The organism is Streptomyces chartreusis NRRL 3882, assembly GCF_900236475.1.
Lineage (GTDB): Bacteria > Actinomycetota > Actinomycetes > Streptomycetales > Streptomycetaceae > Streptomyces > Streptomyces chartreusis_D.
Map to the genome: position 1 here is coordinate 7,685,238 of NZ_LT963352.1, position 16,075 is coordinate 7,701,312.

Sequence of the window (16,075 nt, forward strand, 5' to 3'; positions counted from 1 at the left end):
CGGCCCGTTTCGACTCAGGCCCGGGCGCTCCGTCGACAGGGCGGGTGTCCGGGCCGGTGAGGCGGCGTCAACTGACGGACTCGGGGGGCAGGGTGACGCGGGCCGTGCGCCGCTCGCCGTCCAGCACCCGCAGTGCCCGGCCGAGGGTGCCGGCGTGCAGCTCCGTCTCGCCCCGCTGGTGCATCAGCGTCAGTGCGTCACGCAGCGCGGTCGCCTTGCCGACCAGGGCCTGGGCGGCGCGCAGTCCGCGATAGGTGTCGCCGGGCAGCGCCGGGTTGATCCGGCCGAGCAGATCGACGACCTCCAGGTAACGGTCGATCAACTCCGCCTCGGCGCGTGTCAGCGCGGGCAGCGGCGGCAGTTCGGGTGGGAGCACCGGCGGCTCACTCTCCGGTCGGCGGGGCCAGGGTGGCCTTGCGGTTGGGGATGATCCGGTCCACCAGGCCGTACTCCACCGCCTCCTGGGCGGTGAGGACCTTGTCGCGCTCGATGTCCGCGCTCACCTGCTCCCGGGTGCGCCCCGTGTGCCGTGCGAGCATCTCCTCCATGCGGGTCCGGATGCGTGTCAACTCGTCGGCCTGGATCGCCAGATCGCTGGCCTGTCCGCGGACCGGCTCGGGCAGGGCGGGCTGATGGATCACCACCCGCGCGTCCGGCAGCACGGATCGCTTGCCGGGCGTGCCCGCCGCCAGCAGCACCGAAGCGGCCGCGCCGGCCTGGCCCAGGCAGGTCGTCACCACGTCGCAGGCGACGTACTGCATCGTGTCGTAGATGGCCGACATGGCGTGGAAGGTGCCGCCGGGGGAGTTGATGTAGAGCGAGATGTCACGGTCGGGGGCCTGGTGCTCGAGGTACATGAACTGGGCCATCACGTCGTTCGCCGAGGTCTCGTCCACCGGCGTCCCGAGGAAGACGATCCGCTCCTCCAGCAGCTTCGAGTACGGATCCATCGACCGTTGTCCGGACGCCGTGCGTTCGGTGAACTCGGGCAGCACGTAACGGGCGGACGGTCGGGTCATGGCGACCCCCTCCTCGCGGGCAGAGCCGTCTCCGGCGACAGCTGTGTCTGTAAAAAATGTACAGGACGTACTTTTCAGAATGGAGGCAGATCGTGGGGGCGGGTAGATCACGCCGCGGTGCGCCGGGCCCGTGGTGCAGCGTCAGCAGATCAAGAAGCTGCCGTTGCGCGAGAGGATCGCGGCGGCGCGACGGCTGGCCGAAGGGCTGGACCCCGAGCTGCCGGACGCGCCGGTGACGCGGGAGCGTTTCCGTGTGGAGGTTCAGGAGAACATCGACACGGCCGGCTTCCATGACCAAGATCCTCAGCGGCAAGCGGGCGATCAAGTAGGGCCGCACCCACGCATGCACCATGAGGCCCGGGCCAGAGCCGTGGCTCACCACCTGGAGGTCAACCGCACTGCGGCCTGGGGGACGTGACAGAAAGTCCGTGTTGATCTCATGGGCCAGGGCCTCGGACATCATGTCTCGACGGACACGGACAGCGCGAGCAGGCGTTCGGCGGCCTCGACCAGCTCACGGGCCCCGTGGGTGAGTCACCGGTCAAACCCGCCTCTGACCTGCGGTTTTTATGGTCTCTATGGATCCCACGGACGTCATGGACGCCGCGTAGGCTAGGGGCATGGCCTACGAGATTCCGGTGACGCAAGCCAGGGCTGAGCTCGCCGACCTGATCAACCGCGTGGTGTACGGCGGCGAGCGCGTCGTCGTCACCCGGCACGGGAAGCCCCTCGTCGCCCTCGTCTCAGCCGATGACCTGCGGCGGCTCGACGAGACCCAGGAGCTCGTGGAGCCCGCGGAGGAGCAGGTGATCAGCGCGGTCTCCACGGTCCGCGATGTCGCGTCCGCTCCTCGCGAACGGCAGCGGTTCGGGATCGCGGCGGAGCACCGGGGGGCCGACCCGGCGTAGTCTCCGCGCCCGGAGCACGCGCCCGCTCGCCGGCCCGAACGAGCACGGCCCGGTTAACGTGCCTGAAACCCGGTCCAACTAGCCTGCCGCCACGCCACCAGGGCTTTTCCCCGGGGCTGCGGCAACCGGGCCCCGCACGGTCCGGAGCGAGGACTGTGAGGTGGGACGTGCAACTGACCCCGCACGAGCAAGAGAGACTGCTGATCCACGTGGCGGCCGACGTGGCCGAGAAGCGCCGGGCCCGTGGGCTCAGGCTCAACCACCCCGAGGCGGTCGCCCTCATCACGTCGCACATCCTCGAAGGCGCCCGTGACGGCCGTACCGTCGCCGAGCTCATGTCCTCCGGACGCACGCTGCTCACCCGGGACGACGTCATGGAAGGCGTCCCGGAGATGATCCACGACGTCCAGGTCGAGGCCACCTTCCCGGACGGCACCAAGCTCGTCACCGTCCACGAGCCCATCGTCTGAGAGAGGCCTCGATGACCCCCGGAGAGATCCTCTTCGCCGACGACCCGATTGTCTACAACGAGGGCCGCGACGTCACCCGGCTCACCGTCCTCAACGCCGCCGACCGGCCCGTACAGGTCGGCTCCCACTACCACTTCGCCGAGGCCAACCCCGGTCTGGAGTTCGACCGCGCCGCCGCGCGCGGCAAGCGGCTGAACGTCGCCGCCGGCACGGCCGTGCGCTTCGAACCCGGGATCCCCGTCGACGTCGAACTCGTACCGCTGACCGGCGCCCGCGTCGTGCCCGGTCTGCGCGGGGAGACCGGAGGTGCCCTCGATGCCTGAGATCTCGCGTGCCGCGTACGCCGACCTGTTCGGCCCGACGACCGGCGACCGGATCCGGCTCGCCGACACCGATCTGCTGGTCGAGATCGAGGAGGATCGTTCCGGCGGGCCCGGGCGCGCCGGAGACGAGGCGGTGTTCGGCGGCGGCAAGGTCATCCGCGAGTCCATGGGCCAGGCCCGCGCCACCCGTGCGGAGGGCACCCCGGACACCGTCATCACCGGCGCTGTAATCATCGACCACTGGGGCATCGTCAAGGCCGACGTCGGCATCCGCGACGGCCGGATCACCGGCATCGGCAAGGCCGGCAACCCCGACACCATGGACGGTGTGCACCCGGACCTGGTCATCGGCCCCGAGACCGAGATCATCGCCGGCAACGGGCGGATCCTCACCGCCGGCGCGATCGACGCCCACGTGCACTTCATCTGCCCGCAGATCGCCGACGAGGCGCTGTCCTCGGGCATCACGACCCTCGTCGGCGGCGGTACGGGCCCCGCGGAGGGCTCCAAGGCCACCACCGTGACCCCCGGGCCCTGGCATCTCGCGCGGATGCTGGAGGCCATGGAGGCCTACCCGCTCAACATCGGCCTGCTCGGCAAGGGCAACACCGTCTCCCACGAGGCGATGCTGTCGCAGATCCGGGGCGGCGCACTCGGCCTGAAGCTGCACGAGGACTGGGGCTCGACCCCGGCCGTCATCGACGCCTCGCTCACCGTCGCCGGGCAGACCGGCATCCAGGTCGCCATCCACACGGACACGCTCAACGAGGCCGGGTTCGTCGGCGACACGCTCGCCGCGATCGCCGGACGGGGCATCCACGCCTACCACACCGAGGGCGCCGGCGGCGGGCACGCGCCGGACATCATGACCGTGGTCTCCGAGCCGCACGTGCTGCCGAGCTCCACGAATCCCACCCGGCCGTTCACCGTCAACACCGCCGAGGAACACCTCGACATGCTGATGGTGTGCCACCACCTCAACCCGGCCGTGCCGGAGGACCTGGCCTTCGCCGAGTCCCGGATCCGGCCGTCCACCATCGGCGCCGAGGACGTGCTGCACGACCTGGGCGCGATCTCGATCATCTCCTCCGACTCGCAGGCCATGGGGCGCGTGGGCGAGGTCGTCATGCGGACCTGGCAGACCGCGCACGTGATGAAGCGGCGCCGGGGTGCGCTGCCCGGCGACGGCCGCGCCGACAACCGGCGAGTACGCCGCTATGTCGCCAAGTACACGATCAACCCGGCGCTCGCCCAGGGCCTGGCCCGGGAGATCGGGTCGGTGGAGAGCGGCAAGCTGGCCGACCTGGTGCTGTGGGAGCCGGCCTTCTTCGGCGTCAAGCCGCAGCTCGTGATCAAGGGCGGGCAGATCGCCTACGCGCAGATGGGCGACGCCAACGCCTCGATCCCCACACCCCAGCCGGTCCTGCCGCGCCCGATGTTCGGGGCGATCGGGCGGGCGCCCGCCGCCAACTCCGTGAACTTCGTCGCGCCCCTGGCCGTCGAGGACGGGCTGCCGGAGCGGCTGGGCCTCGGGAAACCATTCGTCGCGATCGAGTCGACGCGCGGCGTCACCAAGGCCGACATGCGGGAGAACGACGCCCGGCCCGACGTACGGGTCGACCCCGACAGCTTCGCCGTGCACATCGACGGGGAGCTGGTCGAGGCGGCGCCGGCGGCCGAACTGCCCATGGCCCAGCGGTACTTCCTGTTCTGAGGACGTCCTGATGTCACGTGCGGCACTGCTCGTCCTGGCCGACGGCCGCTTCCCCGCCGGCGGCCACGCCCATTCCGGCGGGGCGGAGGCGGCGGTCAAGGCCGGGCGAATCAGCGGGGCGGCGAGCCTGGCGGACTTCTGCCGGGGGCGCCTGCACACGGCCGGTTCGGTCGCGGCGGCCCTTTCGGCGGCTGCCGCGCTGGGGATCGACCCCGTCATGCTGGACCGTGCCGCGGACGCCCGTACGCCCTCGCCCGCGCTGCGGGTCGCCGCGCGCAAGCTGGGGCGGCAGCTGATGCGGGCCGCCCGGGCGACCTGGCCGTCCGCCGAGCTGGACGCCCTGGCCCGGGAGTTCCCCAAGGGCGCCCATCAGCCGGTGGTACTCGGGCTGGCGGCGCGGGCGGCCGGGCTGGGGCCGGTCGACGCGGCGTACTGCGCGGCGTACGAGAGCGTGAGCGGGCCCGCCACGGCGACGGTGCGGTTGCTGAGTCTGGATCCCTTCGACGCGACGGGGGTGCTGGCCCGGCTGGCGCCGGAGGTGGACCGCGTCGTGGACCGGGCGGTGCAGGCGGCACGGAGGGTGGTCGACGAGGGGGTCGACGCGCTGCCGGCGGGGTCGGCGCCGCTGCTCGAGATCGGGGCGGAGGTGCACGCGGCCTGGCCCGTGCGGCTCTTCGCCTCATAGGCAATCGATCAATCCCTTTCCCCCACCACCACTCGAATCAGTCGGACAAGAACGCGGGAGCCGCCCGATGCACCTCGACCACGACCACACCCACGACGGCCCCGGCGCCGTCAGCGCCGACGCCCTCCGGCCCGACGGCAGCCGCCGGGCCCTGCGGATCGGACTCGGCGGGCCCGTCGGGTCCGGGAAGACCGCCACCGTCGCCGCGCTGTGCCGCGCCTTGCGGGACGAGTTGTCCCTCGCGGTCGTCACCAACGACATCTACACCCGCGAGGACGCCGAGTTCCTGCTCCGGGAGGCCGTACTGCCGCCCGAGCGGATCTCCGCGGTGGAGACGGGAGCCTGCCCGCACACCGCGATCCGGGACGACATCTCCGCCAACCTGGAAGCGGTGGAGGACCTGGAGGACGCGGTGGGGCCGCTGGACCTGGTCCTCGTGGAGTCCGGTGGGGACAACCTCACCGCGACCTTCTCCAAGGGGCTCGTCGACGCGCAGATCTTCGTGATCGACGTGGCGGGGGGCGACGACATCCCGCGCAAGGGCGGTCCGGGCGTGACCACCGCCGACCTGCTCGTCGTCAACAAGACCGACCTCGCACCGTACGTCGGCTCCGACCTCGCGCGGATGGCGGCCGACGCCAAGGCACAGCGGGCCGAACTGCCGGTCGTCTTCCAGTCGCTGCGCAGCGGGCCCGGGGTGACGGATGTCGCGGCCTGGGTGCGTGCGCAGCTCGCCGCATGGACGGCACGGGCGTGAACAGCGCCGGGGTGCGGTCCGTGGCGAGGATCGTCGCCCGGGACGACGGCCGGGGCGGAACCGCCCTGCCGCTGCTGGAGAGCGACGGACCGCTTGCGCTGCGGCGCACCCGGGCGAGCGGTGCCGAGGCGCGGGTCATGCTGGTCGGAGCGATGAGCGGGCCGCTCGGCGGTGACCACTTCACCGTGCGAGCCCGGGTGGAGGAGGGGGCGCGGCTGTCCGTCGGCTCGGCCGCCGCCACCATCGCCCTGCCGGGGCAGGCCAAGGGAGAGGCCCGCTACGACGTCCGGCTCGACGTTGCCGACCAGGCCGAACTGCACTGGCTGCCCGAGCAGTTGATCTCCGCACAGGACAGCGACCTGTACGTCACGACCCGCGTCGAACTCGCCGCCACGGCCCGGCTCGTGCTGCGTGAGGAGCAGGTGCTCGGACGGGCCGGTGAAGAGCCCGGGCGGCTGACGAGCCGGCTGACCGTGCGGGTCGCCGGGCAGGTCCTGCTCGACCAGGAACTGGCCTGCGGGCCCGGCGCGCCGGGCGGCTGGGACGGCCCCGCGGTGCTCGGGGGGCACCGGTCGGTCGGTCAACTCCTCATTGTGCGGCCGGAGTTCGCCGCCGAGCCGGTGCCGGCCCGGGCACTCGGGGAAGGGGCCTCGGTGGTCCCGCTCGCCGGTCCCGCCGCCCTGGTGACCGCCGTGGCACCGGACGCGCTGCGGCTGCGGCGGCTGCTGGACGAGGCGCTGGCGTCTCTCGCGGAGACCTAGACGTCCGCTCAGGCCCCGAACGAGGCGTCCTCCGCCGCATAGTCGAACAGGTCGGGATAGGCCCTGGCGAGCGTCGGGAACGCCTCCTGCCAGTCCTGCCCGGACAGCCGGCGGGTGAGCCAGTCGATCGTCTCCGGCAGGCTCTCGGCGTAGGACACGACCGGCCGGTAGCCCAACTCCCGTTCCGCCGCGGTCATGTCGAAGACCACCGGCAGCTCCACCGACCAGGGCGAGCTGCCCACGGACGGCGAGGGCGGCGCCCCGTCCACCAGGACGGTCTCCGTCTCCACTCCCATCACCGCGTCCACCGCAGACCCGATCTCGGCCACCGTCGGCGGCTGCGGATCGCAGGCGTTGAGCACGCGCGAGCCGGGCCGGGCGGCCGCCAGCCGGATCAGTTCGGCGATGTTGCGGGCGGCCGACGTGTGGAAGCGGCTCTCGCCCCGGTGGGCGAGCACCCTCCTGCGCCGGCCGTCGAGGTTCCGTTTCACGAAGTACAGCTCGCGGGGGAGCGGGCTGTGGGGACCGTGGATCGCGGCCGGGCGCAGCAGGGTCGTGGGCAACCGGTCGCCCGCCGCGACGAGTTCGCTCTCCAGGGCGGCCTTGCCGGTGCTGTACGTGGCGTCCCCCGGCGGGACCGTCGGCTGGTCCTCCCGCACGGGCACGGGGTACTGCGGGAAGCCGCCCGGCTCGCTCATCGTGTCGAAGCCGCGACCCGTGCCGTCCTCGTACACCGTCACCGTCGACACGACCACGGCCGAGCCGATGCGGTCGGCCAGCCCGGTCAACTGCCGGGCGTGCCGGGCACCGTAGGCGACGATGTCGACCACGAGGTCGCAGCCGCCGCCGATCAGCGAGCCGAGCGCCGCGTCGTCCTCGCGGTCCAGCCGCACCGCCCGTACCTCGGCGGGCCAGCTCTCGTCCCGTGCCCCGCCGCGCGACGCGGCCGTCACCTCCCAGCCGTCCCGCGCCAGCGCCTCCACCGCCGGCCGTCCGATCTGCCCGCCGGCCCCGATCACCACAGCACGTCTCATCCCTCGACCGTAGATCGCCGGTCCGGCCGGGGAGGCGGCTTCTGCCGACAGCAGACACCTCAACTGAGCGGCAAGCGCGGGAACTTCCGCTCCTTCGCGGCGGCGGCCTCCTCGGCCTTCACGACGGCCGCGTACTGGTCGACGTACTCCTGCTCGGACAGGGAGAGGATCGCGTACATGATCTCGTCGGTGACGGCGCGCAGGATGGCCTTCTCGTTCTCCATGCCGGCGTAGCGCGAGAAGTCGAGGGGCTTGCCGAAGCGGATCACGACGGGGTGGATGTTGGGGATGACCTTGCCGGGGGGCTGGGCCTCGAAGGTGCCGATCATCGCGCAGGGGATGACCGGGACACCGGCCTTGAGGGCCATGACCGCGACGCCGACCTTGCCCTTGTAGAGCCGGCCGTCGTGCGAGCGCGTGCCCTCCGGGTAGATGCCGAGCAACTCGTCCTTGCCCAGCACGCCGAGGCCTTCGCGGATCGCGGCCTGCCCGGCGTCCTTGCCGGAGCGGTCGACGGGGATCTGCCCGGCGCTGCGGAAGAACGACGCCGTCAGCCGGCCCTTGATGCCGGGGCCCGTGAAGTACTCGGCCTTGGCGAGGAAGGTGATGCGCCGCTTGAGGACCGCGGGCATCAGGAAGTGGTCCGAGAAGGACAGGTGATTGCCGGCGATGATGGCGGCGCCCTCCGAAGGAACGTGCTCCAGGCCTTCTATTCGAGGCCGGAACACCAGTCTCAGCAGCGGTCCCAGCAGCACGTATTTCAGCAGGTAGTAGAACAAAGCGGGCGCTCCTCGACTCTTGCGGTGGACTCAACCGCCGCGTTCCAGCAGGTCAACCGGCATGTCGTGGGGTGCCAGTGTAGGTGCAGGCATGGCCACCGGGCACCTCGTGGGACCGGACCCGGCCGATCTTTTGCCGATTGACTGACGGTCAGTCAGAGAGGTGCATCCGGTGGTGCTCGTGCGGCTGGGGAGGACCGCGGGACCAGCGTGCTGCTCCATGCGGGTGACCGGCAAGCCGAACGGCCTGCCTGGCGGGATACGAGGGGGTGCCTGGCCAGCCGCTGGTTCTTGCGGCCCCGCCGAGTAGTCTGCGAAGCATGCGGATCTCTGTTTCCTCGGACATGGACGAGCCCGTCGCCCGCTCCCTCGTGGCCGCGCTGCGCGAGAGAGGGCACGAGGTGCGCCCGCACGGCGCGCTGCGCCCCGGGGACGACCCCCAATGGGCGGTGTGCTCCCAGGCCGCGGCCCGCGAGGTCGCCGACGGGACGGCCGACCAGGCCGTGGTGTGCTGCTGGACCGGCACCGGCGCCTCGATCGCCGCGAACAAGGTGCCCGGCGTCCGGGCCGCCCTGTGCACGGACGCCTACACGGCCGACGGGGCCCGCCGCTGGAACGACGCCAACGTCCTCGCGCTCAGCCTGCGGCTCACCTCCGAGCCGCTGCTGAAGGAGATCCTCGACGCGTGGTTCGCCGGCGAGCCCAGCACGGACGCCGAGGACCGGCAGAACGTGGACCGCGTCCGGCTGCTCGATCACGGCAACACCCGCCGCTGAGCCGGTCGCCCCGGCTCACAGCCGCACGATGATCAGCGCGGTGTCGTCGGTGGCGCCGCCGGGCGGCAGCAGTTCCAGCAGCACCGTGTCGGCGAGGCGCTCGGGATCCTGCTCCCGGTTCCGGTACAGGGCGTCGGCGAGACGGGTCAGGCCGGTGTCGATGTCCTCGCCGCGCCGCTCGACCAGGCCGTCGGTGTAGAGCGTGAGTGTGGCACCCGGCGTGAAGGACGTCTCGGCCTGTGGTCTCGGGATCGGGTCGGGGCGGGCGTCGAGCGGCGTGTCGGTGGCCTGGTCGAGGAACTCGGCGCGGCCACCGGGGTGGACCAGTACGGGCGGGAGGTGGCCGGCGCTGCTGTAGGTGATGGTGTGCCGGTCGAAGTCGATGAAGGTCGTCACGGCGGTCGCCGACTCCGCTCCTTCGACCACATGGGCGTAACGCCCCAGCACGTCCAGGGCCTGGGCCGGGCCCTCGGCGACCCGGGAGGCCGCGCTGAGCGCGCTGCGCAGCTGGCCCATGACGCCGGCGGCCTCCAGCCCGTGCCCGACCACGTCGCCCACGGACACGCCGACCCGGTGGCCGCCGACCAGGTCGACCAGGTCGTACCAGTCCCCGCACACGTTGAGCGCGCCCACGGCGGGCCGGTACCGGACGGCGGCCCGGTGGTGGTGGCTGACCTGACGGCGGTCGGGCAGCATCGCCTCCTGGAGGACCATGGCCACCTCCCGCTCCCGGGAGTGCGCCTGACGCAGCCGCTCGTTGAGCTCCTGGAGCTCGCGGGCCCGGGTGTACAGCTCGGCTTCCAGGACCCTGGACCGGCCGCCCCGGCCTCCCCCCGAGCGGCCCCGGGCCCGGATCAGCTCGGTGACCTCCTCGACCCGGTGCAGGATCAGCGCCACCTTGCCGTCGGGGCCGAGCAGCGGCGCGTTCACCGGACTCCAGTAGCGCTCCTGCCACTCCCCGGGCCGCTCGGGATCCTCGACGTCGTAGCGCTGGAGGGCCATGGCGTCACGCTCCCCGGTCGCCAGGACCCGGTACAGCGAGGCCTCCAGGTTGCGCATGCCCGTCGAGGCCGGGTCGTTGGGGTTGTCCGGGAAGACGTCGAACAGGTAGTGGCCGACCAGCTGCTCGCGGGAGCGGCCGGACACCCGGACGAACTCCTCGTTGACGTCCGCGTACACCAGCTCGGGCGTCAGCAGCGCCACCATGCCGGGCAGGGCCTGGAACACCGCCGTGTAATCGATCGCCGAGTCCGTCATGGCTGCCGCCTCACCACTGCCGGGTTCAGACCAGTTTCCCACGGTATGGGCGAACCTGTGTCCGGCATCACTCGAGGAGCGCCGCCACGGGCAGCTCGGCGAGCTCCGTCAGGGACTGCTCCGCCCAGATGATCTTCCCGTCGGGGACGAACCGCGTGCCCCACCGCTGGGTCAGCTGGGAGACCAGCAGCAGACCGCGCCCGCCCTCGTCCGTCGTACGGGGATGGCGCAGATGGGGCGCGGTGGCGCCGCTGTCGAAGACCTCGCAGACCAGGGCGCGCTCCCGGATCAGACGGAGCCGGATGGGCCCGGTGGCGTGCCGGATGGCGTTGGTGACCAGCTCGCTCACCACCAGTTCCGTGGTGAACGCCAGCTCCTGAAGCCCCCAGCGGGCAAGTTGCCGGGTGGCCATGCGGCGGGCGTCGGCGACGAGGGCCGGGTCGGGGTCCAGGTCCCAGGCCGCGACCTGCTCCGTGCCGAGGCGTTTCGTCCGGGCCATCAGCAGGGCCACGTCGTCGTACGGGCGCGCCGGGACCAGCGCGTCGACGACGTTCCGGCAGTGCGCCTCGAGCGGGCCGGCCCCTTCCAGCGCCCCACGCAGCCGTTCCCGGCCGGCGTCGACGGCCCAGGTCTCGGCCCGGGCCAGCAGCCCGTCCGTGTGCAGGGCGAGGGTGCTGCCCTCCGCGAGCGACAGCTCGACCGCCTCGAAGGGCGGCCCGCCCACGCCGAGCGGCGGCCCCTGCGGGAGATCGACGAACGTGACCGAGCCGTCGGGCAGGACCACGGCCGGCACGGGATGGCCCGCCGCGGCCATCGCGCACCCGCCGTCGACCGGGTCGTAGACGACGTACACACACCCGGAGCCCACACACTGCTGGCCCGCGGAGCCCGCCGTGCCCGGTTCGGCGCCGTCTTCCCGGGCCGACCGCGCGACCAGGTCGTCGAGGTGCGCCAGCACCTCCTCGGGCGGCAGATCCTGAGCGGCCAGCGTCCGTACGGCCGTCCGCAACTGCCCCATGGCCGCGGCGGCGTCGATGCCGTGCCCGGGCACCTCACCCACGACGAGCGCGACGCGCGCTCCTGACAGCGGGATGAGGTCGTACCAGTCGCCGCCCAGACCGGTCAGCTCGTCGGCCGGCCGGTAGCACGCGGCCACCTCGACCGCGTCCTGCTCGGGCAGCCGGTGGGGGAGCAGACTGCGCTGGAGGACGAGCGCGGCGTCGCGCTCGCGCGTGTAGCGCCGGGCGTTGTCCACGCAGACGGCCGCGCGGGAGACGAGGTCCTCGGCCAGCCGCAGGTCCTCCTCGTCGAAGGGCATCCGGCGCTGCCGGAAGAAGGTGGTGATGCCCAGGGTGGTGCCGCGCGCCCGGATCGGCACGACCATCACGCTGTGCAGGCCCAGCTCCGAGAACGTGGACCGCCGGCCGCCCGGGACGTCCGTGACCCACACCCGGGCCGACGGATCGAGCCGCTCCGCGTGCCAGGCCCGTCCCGTGGTCAGACAGCGGACCGGGGGCGACCCGGCCGGGTACGTCGCGACCTCGCCGATCCCGACGACGGCCTCCGGGACGCCCGCCTCCACGGACCGGTGGCCCGCCCGGCGCAGCGCCACCGAGTCGGCGTCCGCGAGCGGTCCGGGCGTCACCTCGGCGCCCCGCAGCACCGTCTCCAGCAGGTCCACGGTGACGAGGTCGGCCAGTCCCGGCACGGCCACGTCGGCCAGTTCCTGCGCGGTGCGCATGAGGTCCAGGCTGCGGCCGATCTTCTCGTTGGCGCGGTCGAGGAGCGCCAGCCGCTGCCGGGCGCGGTGCCGCTCGGTCATGTCGACGACCGTGTAGTACACGCCCATCGGGCGGCCCCGGTCGTCGTCGAGCCGGGTGAACGACAGCATGTGCGCGGTCTCGCGCAGCGGCGCCGACACCACATGGCCGACGTGCTCGTACCCGACCACGGCCTCGCCGGTCTCCAGCACGTGCCGCATCTGCGCCTCGACCGCCTGGGCGTCCAGGCCCGGCTGGACGTCCGCGAAGCGCAGCCCGAGACGCCGGGGCGGCGGTCCGCCGCCGAACTGCTCCAGGGCGGCGTTCGACCACACGAAACGCAGGTCCGTGTCCACGATCGCGATACCGACCGGGGCGTCGGCCACCATCCGTTCCAGCACCGTGCGGCTCATGTCCCAGCCGGGCGCGTCGGCCAGCTCCGACAGCAGCACCAGCCAGCGTGAGGCGCCGTGCGCCTCCTCGGCCGAGGTGATCCGGGCCGCGACCCTCACCGGCTGCCCGTCCCTGTGGCGGGCCGTCAGCAGCCCCGTCCAGCCGCCGTCCCTGCGGCACCGCTCGACCAGGTCCGGCACGCGCTGCGCGTCCTCGGCGGTCAGCAGATCCGCCAGCTTCCTGCCGACCGCCTCGGCAGCCGGGTACGCCAGCAGCCGCCGGGCCTCGCTGGTCCAGCCCGTCACCACGCCCTGCGGATCGAGCAACAGGGGCGCGGCGTCGGCCACGTCGAACCGCTGCCGGGCAACGCCGTACTCCTCGTGTGCGCCCACGGCCGACCTCTCTGTCGCTGAGAGTGGTCTACCACCTCTTGCCTCAATCTTCACCCTTCCGGCATGCGGGGGCGGTTTGTACGGGGCCGGTCGGGGCGGCCCAACGCCCCGCACCCCGCCGACACGGTCGTACGCCCGGCGCATTTTCGCGATGCACCTGGTCGGGGTGGCTCGCGGCGCGCCCAGCCCGGCGGAGGCCGCCCCCTGTCGGGCGGCCTCCGCCACACACCGGGCCTCCGCGACAGACCGGGCCTCCGCCGCAGATCCTGCGCCTCTTACCGCAGTACCTTCTCCAGCGACCCGAGCGCCCCTTCGAGCTCCTCGCCCGTGATGGTGAGCGGTGGGGCCAGGCGGATCGTGGAGCCGTGGGTGTCCTTGGCCAGGATTCCCTCCCGCATGAGGCGTTCGCTGATCTCCCGGCCCGTGCCGAGCGCGGGATCGATGTCGACGCCCGCCCACAGCCCCCGCGAGCGGAAGCCGACGACGCCCTTGCCGACCAGACCGGTCAGACCGTCCCGCAGGACCGCGCCCAGCTCGGTCGCGCGGCGCTGGAACCCGCCGGTCTCCAGCAGCTCGACCACCGCCGTGCCGACCGCGGCCGCCAGCGGGTTGCCGCCGAACGTCGACCCGTGCTCCCCGGGGTGCAGCACCCCGAGTACCTCCCGGCGCCCGACCACCGCCGACACCGGCACGATGCCGCCGCCCAGCGCCTTGCCCAGCAGCACCACGTCCGGCACGACCGACTCGTGCTCGACCGCCAGCGTGCTGCCCGTACGGCCGAGCCCGGACTGGATCTCGTCGGCGACGAACAGGCACCCCTTGCGGCGGGTCAGCTCACGCACGCCGGCCAGATAGCCGTCGTCCGGGACGATCACCCCGGCCTCGCCCTGGATCGGCTCGATCAGCACCGCCGCCGTCGTCTCGTCGACCGCCGCCTCCAGCGCGGCCAGGTCGTTGTACGGCACGATCCGGAAGCCGGGTGTGAAGGGCCCGAAGCCCGCCCGGGCCGTCTCGTCCGTGGAGAAGCTGACGATCGTCGTCGTACGGCCGTGGAAGTTGTCCGCGGCGACCACGATCGTCGCCCGGTCCGCCGGGACGCCCTTGACGTCGTACGCCCACTTGCGGGCCACCTTCACCCCGCTCTCCACCGCCTCCGCACCGGTGTTCATGGGCAGCACCATGTCCATACCGGTCAGCGCCGCCAGCCGCTCGGCGAACTCGGCGAGCCGGTCGTTGTGGAAGGCCCGCGAGGTCAGGGTCAGCCGGTCGAGCTGGCGATGGGCCGCCTCGATCAGCGCCGGGTGCCGGTGCCCGAAGTTGAGCGCCGAGTAGCCGGCCAGCATGTCGAGGTACCGCCGCCCCTCCACGTCCTCCACCCAGGTGCCCTCGGCGCGCGCGACGACCACGGGCAGCGGGTGGTAATTGTGCGCGAGGACCGGCTCCTCCGCGCGGATCAGGTCCTGCGAGCCACGGCTCTCCCGCGGGTCACGGGCCCCCTGCGAGTCGTCGGTGCGGACGGGTGCGGTCATGAGCGGATCTCCCGGATCTCCTGGGTGCAGCACTTGATGCCGCCACCGGCCTTCTGGAACTCGGACAGGTCGACGGGGACGGGGACGTAACCACGGTCGGCGAGCCGGCCGGCCAGGGCCGTCGCCCCCGGTGAGATGAACACGTGCCGTCCGTCGGAGACGGAGTTGAGCCCGAACGCCATCGCGTCCTCGCGGGTGGCGAGCACCGCGTCCGGGTACAGCCGGGCCAGCACCTCGCGGCTGCCCGGCGAGAACGCCTCGGGGTAGTAGGCGATGTTCTCCTCGTCCAGGACGAACAGCGCCGTGTCCAGGTGGTAGAAGTACGGGTCCACCAGCGTCAGGCTGATCACCGGCACCCCGAAGTACTCCTGCACCTCGCTGTGTGCCTCCCGGGTGGTACGGAAGCCCGTCCCGGCCAGGATCCAGCGGCCGGCCGGCACCAGGTCGCCCTCCCCCTCGCACACCGACTCGGGGTGATAGACCTCGTGGCCCTCGGCCTTGAACCACGCCTCGTACGGCACCGATTCGGGGCGGCGCTCGGGCGCGTGGAAGAGGGAGCCGAAGACGCGGCCGTCGACGACGACCGCCGCGTTCGCGGCGAAGACCATGTCGGGCAGACCGGGCACGGGTTTCACAGTGTCCACGGTATGGCCGTGGGCACGATAGGTGTCGACCAGCGCCTGCCACTGGTCCAGGGCGCGGATGACGTCGACGGGTTCGTCGGGATGCATCCACGGGTTGATCGCGTACTGCACGGCGAAGTGTCTGGGTTCGCAGACGAGGTAGCGCCGCCGGCGCGGCACACGGGAGTCGGGCACAGAGGGGTCCCTCCGCTTCCTCACGGTGTGTGACTGGGTGTTGACCCAACGGTAGGAACTGACGGAGGGGGCCGACAAGAAACAAAGGTTGCGCGTCCGCGCAGGAACGCTGCGTCTTCGGGCCGGTCAGCGCACGTCTGCTGCGCCGCCCGGGGCCTCCTCCGGCGCCGGGTGGCTGGCACCCGCCTCCGGGCTCTCCGGAAGCAGATGGGACAGCACCATCACGCTGATGGTCTTCCGGATGAACGGCTCCTGGCGGATCCGCTCCAGCACCTCCTCGAAGTGCTCCACGTCCCGCGCCCGCACATGCAGCAGCGCGTCCGCACCACCGGTCACGGTCATCGCCGCGGTGATCTCCGGGTAGTCGCGCACGACCTCCGCGAGCCGCCGCGGCGGGGCCGCGCCCTCGCAGTACACCTCGACGTAGGCCTCGGTCCGCCAGCCCAGCGCCGACGGCTTCACCGTGGCCGTGAACCCGGTGATCACGCCCGTCTCCCGCAACCGGTCGACCCGGCGCTTGACCGCCGTGGCGGACAGCCCGATCGCCGTGCCGATCTCGGCGAAGGACGTCCGGGCGTTCGCCATCAACGCGGTGATGATCTTCCGGTCGAGTTCGTCGAACGGCGTGGACCTGCTGTTCATGCGGGCACTGTATCCACCGGCACCCCACCCCGCGCCCGGCCCGACGCGGCCACCGCAT

At 72.5% G+C, this 16,075-nt stretch carries 18 protein-coding genes; 9 read left to right on the plus strand and 9 right to left on the minus strand.

Annotated elements, in window-relative coordinates; all coding sequences use genetic code 11:
* Positions 1-67: 67 nt before the first annotated feature.
* On the minus strand, positions 68-376 hold the full coding sequence (locus tag SCNRRL3882_RS34905; protein ID WP_010041092.1) for a hypothetical protein: 309 nt from the start codon (positions 374-376) through the stop codon (positions 68-70).
* 7 nt (positions 377-383) lie between these two features.
* The gene (locus SCNRRL3882_RS34910) at positions 384-1,019 is read right to left on the minus strand and encodes an ATP-dependent Clp protease proteolytic subunit (RefSeq protein ID WP_010041091.1); all 636 of its coding nucleotides are present in this window, start codon (positions 1,017-1,019) and stop codon (positions 384-386) included.
* A 130-nt stretch (positions 1,020-1,149) separates the two neighbouring features.
* Here SCNRRL3882_RS34910 and SCNRRL3882_RS34915 point away from each other — a divergent pair, with 130 nt between their 5' ends.
* The 8 genes from SCNRRL3882_RS34915 (at position 1,150) to SCNRRL3882_RS34950 (ending at position 6,637) form a co-directional block, all read left to right on the plus strand.
* A complete protein-coding gene (locus SCNRRL3882_RS34915) occupies positions 1,150-1,437 on the plus strand; it encodes a hypothetical protein (RefSeq protein WP_010041089.1) in 288 nt (95 codons plus the stop codon).
* A gap of 202 nt (positions 1,438-1,639) precedes the next feature.
* Positions 1,640-1,927: a type II toxin-antitoxin system Phd/YefM family antitoxin gene (locus SCNRRL3882_RS34920; protein WP_010041088.1), complete on the plus strand. Its 288-nt coding sequence runs from the start codon at positions 1,640-1,642 to the stop codon at positions 1,925-1,927.
* Between the two features lie 167 nt (positions 1,928-2,094).
* Positions 2,095-2,397, plus strand: a complete 303-nt coding sequence (locus SCNRRL3882_RS34925) for an urease subunit gamma (protein WP_010041087.1) — start codon at positions 2,095-2,097, stop codon at positions 2,395-2,397.
* 11 nt (positions 2,398-2,408) lie between these two features.
* Entirely contained in the window at positions 2,409-2,720 is a 312-nt protein-coding gene (locus SCNRRL3882_RS34930) for an urease subunit beta (RefSeq protein WP_010041085.1), read from the plus strand.
* A complete protein-coding gene (locus tag SCNRRL3882_RS34935) occupies positions 2,713-4,434 on the plus strand; it encodes an urease subunit alpha (protein ID WP_010041081.1) in 1,722 nt (573 codons plus the stop codon). The genes SCNRRL3882_RS34930 and SCNRRL3882_RS34935 overlap by 8 nt, the downstream gene beginning before the upstream one ends.
* Positions 4,435-4,444: 10 nt before the next feature.
* The gene (locus SCNRRL3882_RS34940; RefSeq protein WP_010041073.1) at positions 4,445-5,119 is read left to right on the plus strand and encodes an urease accessory protein UreF; all 675 of its coding nucleotides are present in this window, start codon (positions 4,445-4,447) and stop codon (positions 5,117-5,119) included.
* A gap of 67 nt (positions 5,120-5,186) precedes the next feature.
* Positions 5,187-5,876: an urease accessory protein UreG gene (gene ureG, locus SCNRRL3882_RS34945; protein WP_010041070.1), complete on the plus strand. Its 690-nt coding sequence runs from the start codon at positions 5,187-5,189 to the stop codon at positions 5,874-5,876.
* Entirely contained in the window at positions 5,858-6,637 is a 780-nt protein-coding gene (locus SCNRRL3882_RS34950; protein ID WP_010041068.1) for an urease accessory protein UreD, read from the plus strand. The genes ureG and SCNRRL3882_RS34950 overlap by 19 nt, the downstream gene beginning before the upstream one ends.
* 8 nt (positions 6,638-6,645) lie before the next feature.
* Here SCNRRL3882_RS34950 and SCNRRL3882_RS34955 read toward each other — a convergent pair whose 3' ends face one another.
* Both SCNRRL3882_RS34955 and SCNRRL3882_RS34960 read right to left on the minus strand, forming a co-directional pair.
* Positions 6,646-7,671: an NAD-dependent epimerase/dehydratase family protein gene (locus SCNRRL3882_RS34955; protein WP_086012523.1), complete on the minus strand. Its 1,026-nt coding sequence runs from the start codon at positions 7,669-7,671 to the stop codon at positions 6,646-6,648.
* 59 nt (positions 7,672-7,730) lie between these two features.
* A complete protein-coding gene (locus SCNRRL3882_RS34960; RefSeq protein ID WP_010041063.1) occupies positions 7,731-8,450 on the minus strand; it encodes a lysophospholipid acyltransferase family protein in 720 nt (239 codons plus the stop codon).
* A gap of 320 nt (positions 8,451-8,770) precedes the next feature.
* Between SCNRRL3882_RS34960 and SCNRRL3882_RS34965 the strand changes: the two genes are divergently transcribed.
* Positions 8,771-9,226 (plus strand): RpiB/LacA/LacB family sugar-phosphate isomerase, encoded by a 456-nt coding sequence (locus SCNRRL3882_RS34965; protein WP_029181256.1) that lies wholly within the window; start codon positions 8,771-8,773, stop codon positions 9,224-9,226.
* A 15-nt stretch (positions 9,227-9,241) separates the two neighbouring features.
* Here the strand turns inward: SCNRRL3882_RS34965 and SCNRRL3882_RS34970 are convergent, their stop codons facing one another.
* From SCNRRL3882_RS34970 to SCNRRL3882_RS34990, 5 genes are all read right to left on the minus strand, one after another.
* Positions 9,242-10,483: a PP2C family protein-serine/threonine phosphatase gene (locus tag SCNRRL3882_RS34970; RefSeq protein WP_010041059.1), complete on the minus strand. Its 1,242-nt coding sequence runs from the start codon at positions 10,481-10,483 to the stop codon at positions 9,242-9,244.
* A 67-nt stretch (positions 10,484-10,550) separates the two neighbouring features.
* The gene (locus SCNRRL3882_RS34975; protein ID WP_010041056.1) at positions 10,551-13,028 is read right to left on the minus strand and encodes a SpoIIE family protein phosphatase; all 2,478 of its coding nucleotides are present in this window, start codon (positions 13,026-13,028) and stop codon (positions 10,551-10,553) included.
* A 275-nt stretch (positions 13,029-13,303) separates the two neighbouring features.
* Positions 13,304-14,557: an ornithine--oxo-acid transaminase gene (rocD, locus tag SCNRRL3882_RS34980; protein WP_010041055.1), complete on the minus strand. Its 1,254-nt coding sequence runs from the start codon at positions 14,555-14,557 to the stop codon at positions 13,304-13,306.
* A complete protein-coding gene (ddaH, locus tag SCNRRL3882_RS34985; RefSeq protein WP_010041054.1) occupies positions 14,554-15,375 on the minus strand; it encodes a dimethylargininase in 822 nt (273 codons plus the stop codon). Before ddaH ends, rocD begins: the two co-directional genes overlap by 4 nt.
* Before the next feature lie 126 nt (positions 15,376-15,501).
* Positions 15,502-16,017, minus strand: a complete 516-nt coding sequence (locus SCNRRL3882_RS34990) for an Lrp/AsnC family transcriptional regulator (RefSeq protein WP_010041053.1) — start codon at positions 16,015-16,017, stop codon at positions 15,502-15,504.
* Positions 16,018-16,075: the final 58 nt, after the last annotated feature.

Excerpts from the sequence above, each read along its gene's own strand:
- SCNRRL3882_RS34910 (WP_010041091.1), bottom strand. The coding sequence starts at position 1,019 with ATGACCCGACCGTCCGCCCGTTACGTGCTGCCCGAGTTCACCGAACGC.
- SCNRRL3882_RS34920 (WP_010041088.1), top strand. The coding sequence starts at position 1,640 with ATGGCCTACGAGATTCCGGTGACGCAAGCCAGGGCTGAGCTCGCCGAC.
- SCNRRL3882_RS34930 (WP_010041085.1), top strand. The coding sequence starts at position 2,409 with ATGACCCCCGGAGAGATCCTCTTCGCCGACGACCCGATTGTCTACAAC.
- SCNRRL3882_RS34935 (WP_010041081.1), top strand. The coding sequence starts at position 2,713 with ATGCCTGAGATCTCGCGTGCCGCGTACGCCGACCTGTTCGGCCCGACG.
- SCNRRL3882_RS34940 (WP_010041073.1), top strand. The coding sequence starts at position 4,445 with ATGTCACGTGCGGCACTGCTCGTCCTGGCCGACGGCCGCTTCCCCGCC.
- ureG (WP_010041070.1), top strand. The coding sequence starts at position 5,187 with ATGCACCTCGACCACGACCACACCCACGACGGCCCCGGCGCCGTCAGC.
- SCNRRL3882_RS34950 (WP_010041068.1), top strand. The coding sequence starts at position 5,858 with ATGGACGGCACGGGCGTGAACAGCGCCGGGGTGCGGTCCGTGGCGAGG.
- SCNRRL3882_RS34955 (WP_086012523.1), bottom strand. The coding sequence starts at position 7,671 with ATGAGACGTGCTGTGGTGATCGGGGCCGGCGGGCAGATCGGACGGCCG.
- SCNRRL3882_RS34965 (WP_029181256.1), top strand. The coding sequence starts at position 8,771 with ATGCGGATCTCTGTTTCCTCGGACATGGACGAGCCCGTCGCCCGCTCC.
- SCNRRL3882_RS34970 (WP_010041059.1), bottom strand. The coding sequence starts at position 10,483 with ATGACGGACTCGGCGATCGATTACACGGCGGTGTTCCAGGCCCTGCCC.
- rocD (WP_010041055.1), bottom strand. The coding sequence starts at position 14,557 with ATGACCGCACCCGTCCGCACCGACGACTCGCAGGGGGCCCGTGACCCG.
- SCNRRL3882_RS34990 (WP_010041053.1), bottom strand. The coding sequence starts at position 16,017 with ATGAACAGCAGGTCCACGCCGTTCGACGAACTCGACCGGAAGATCATC.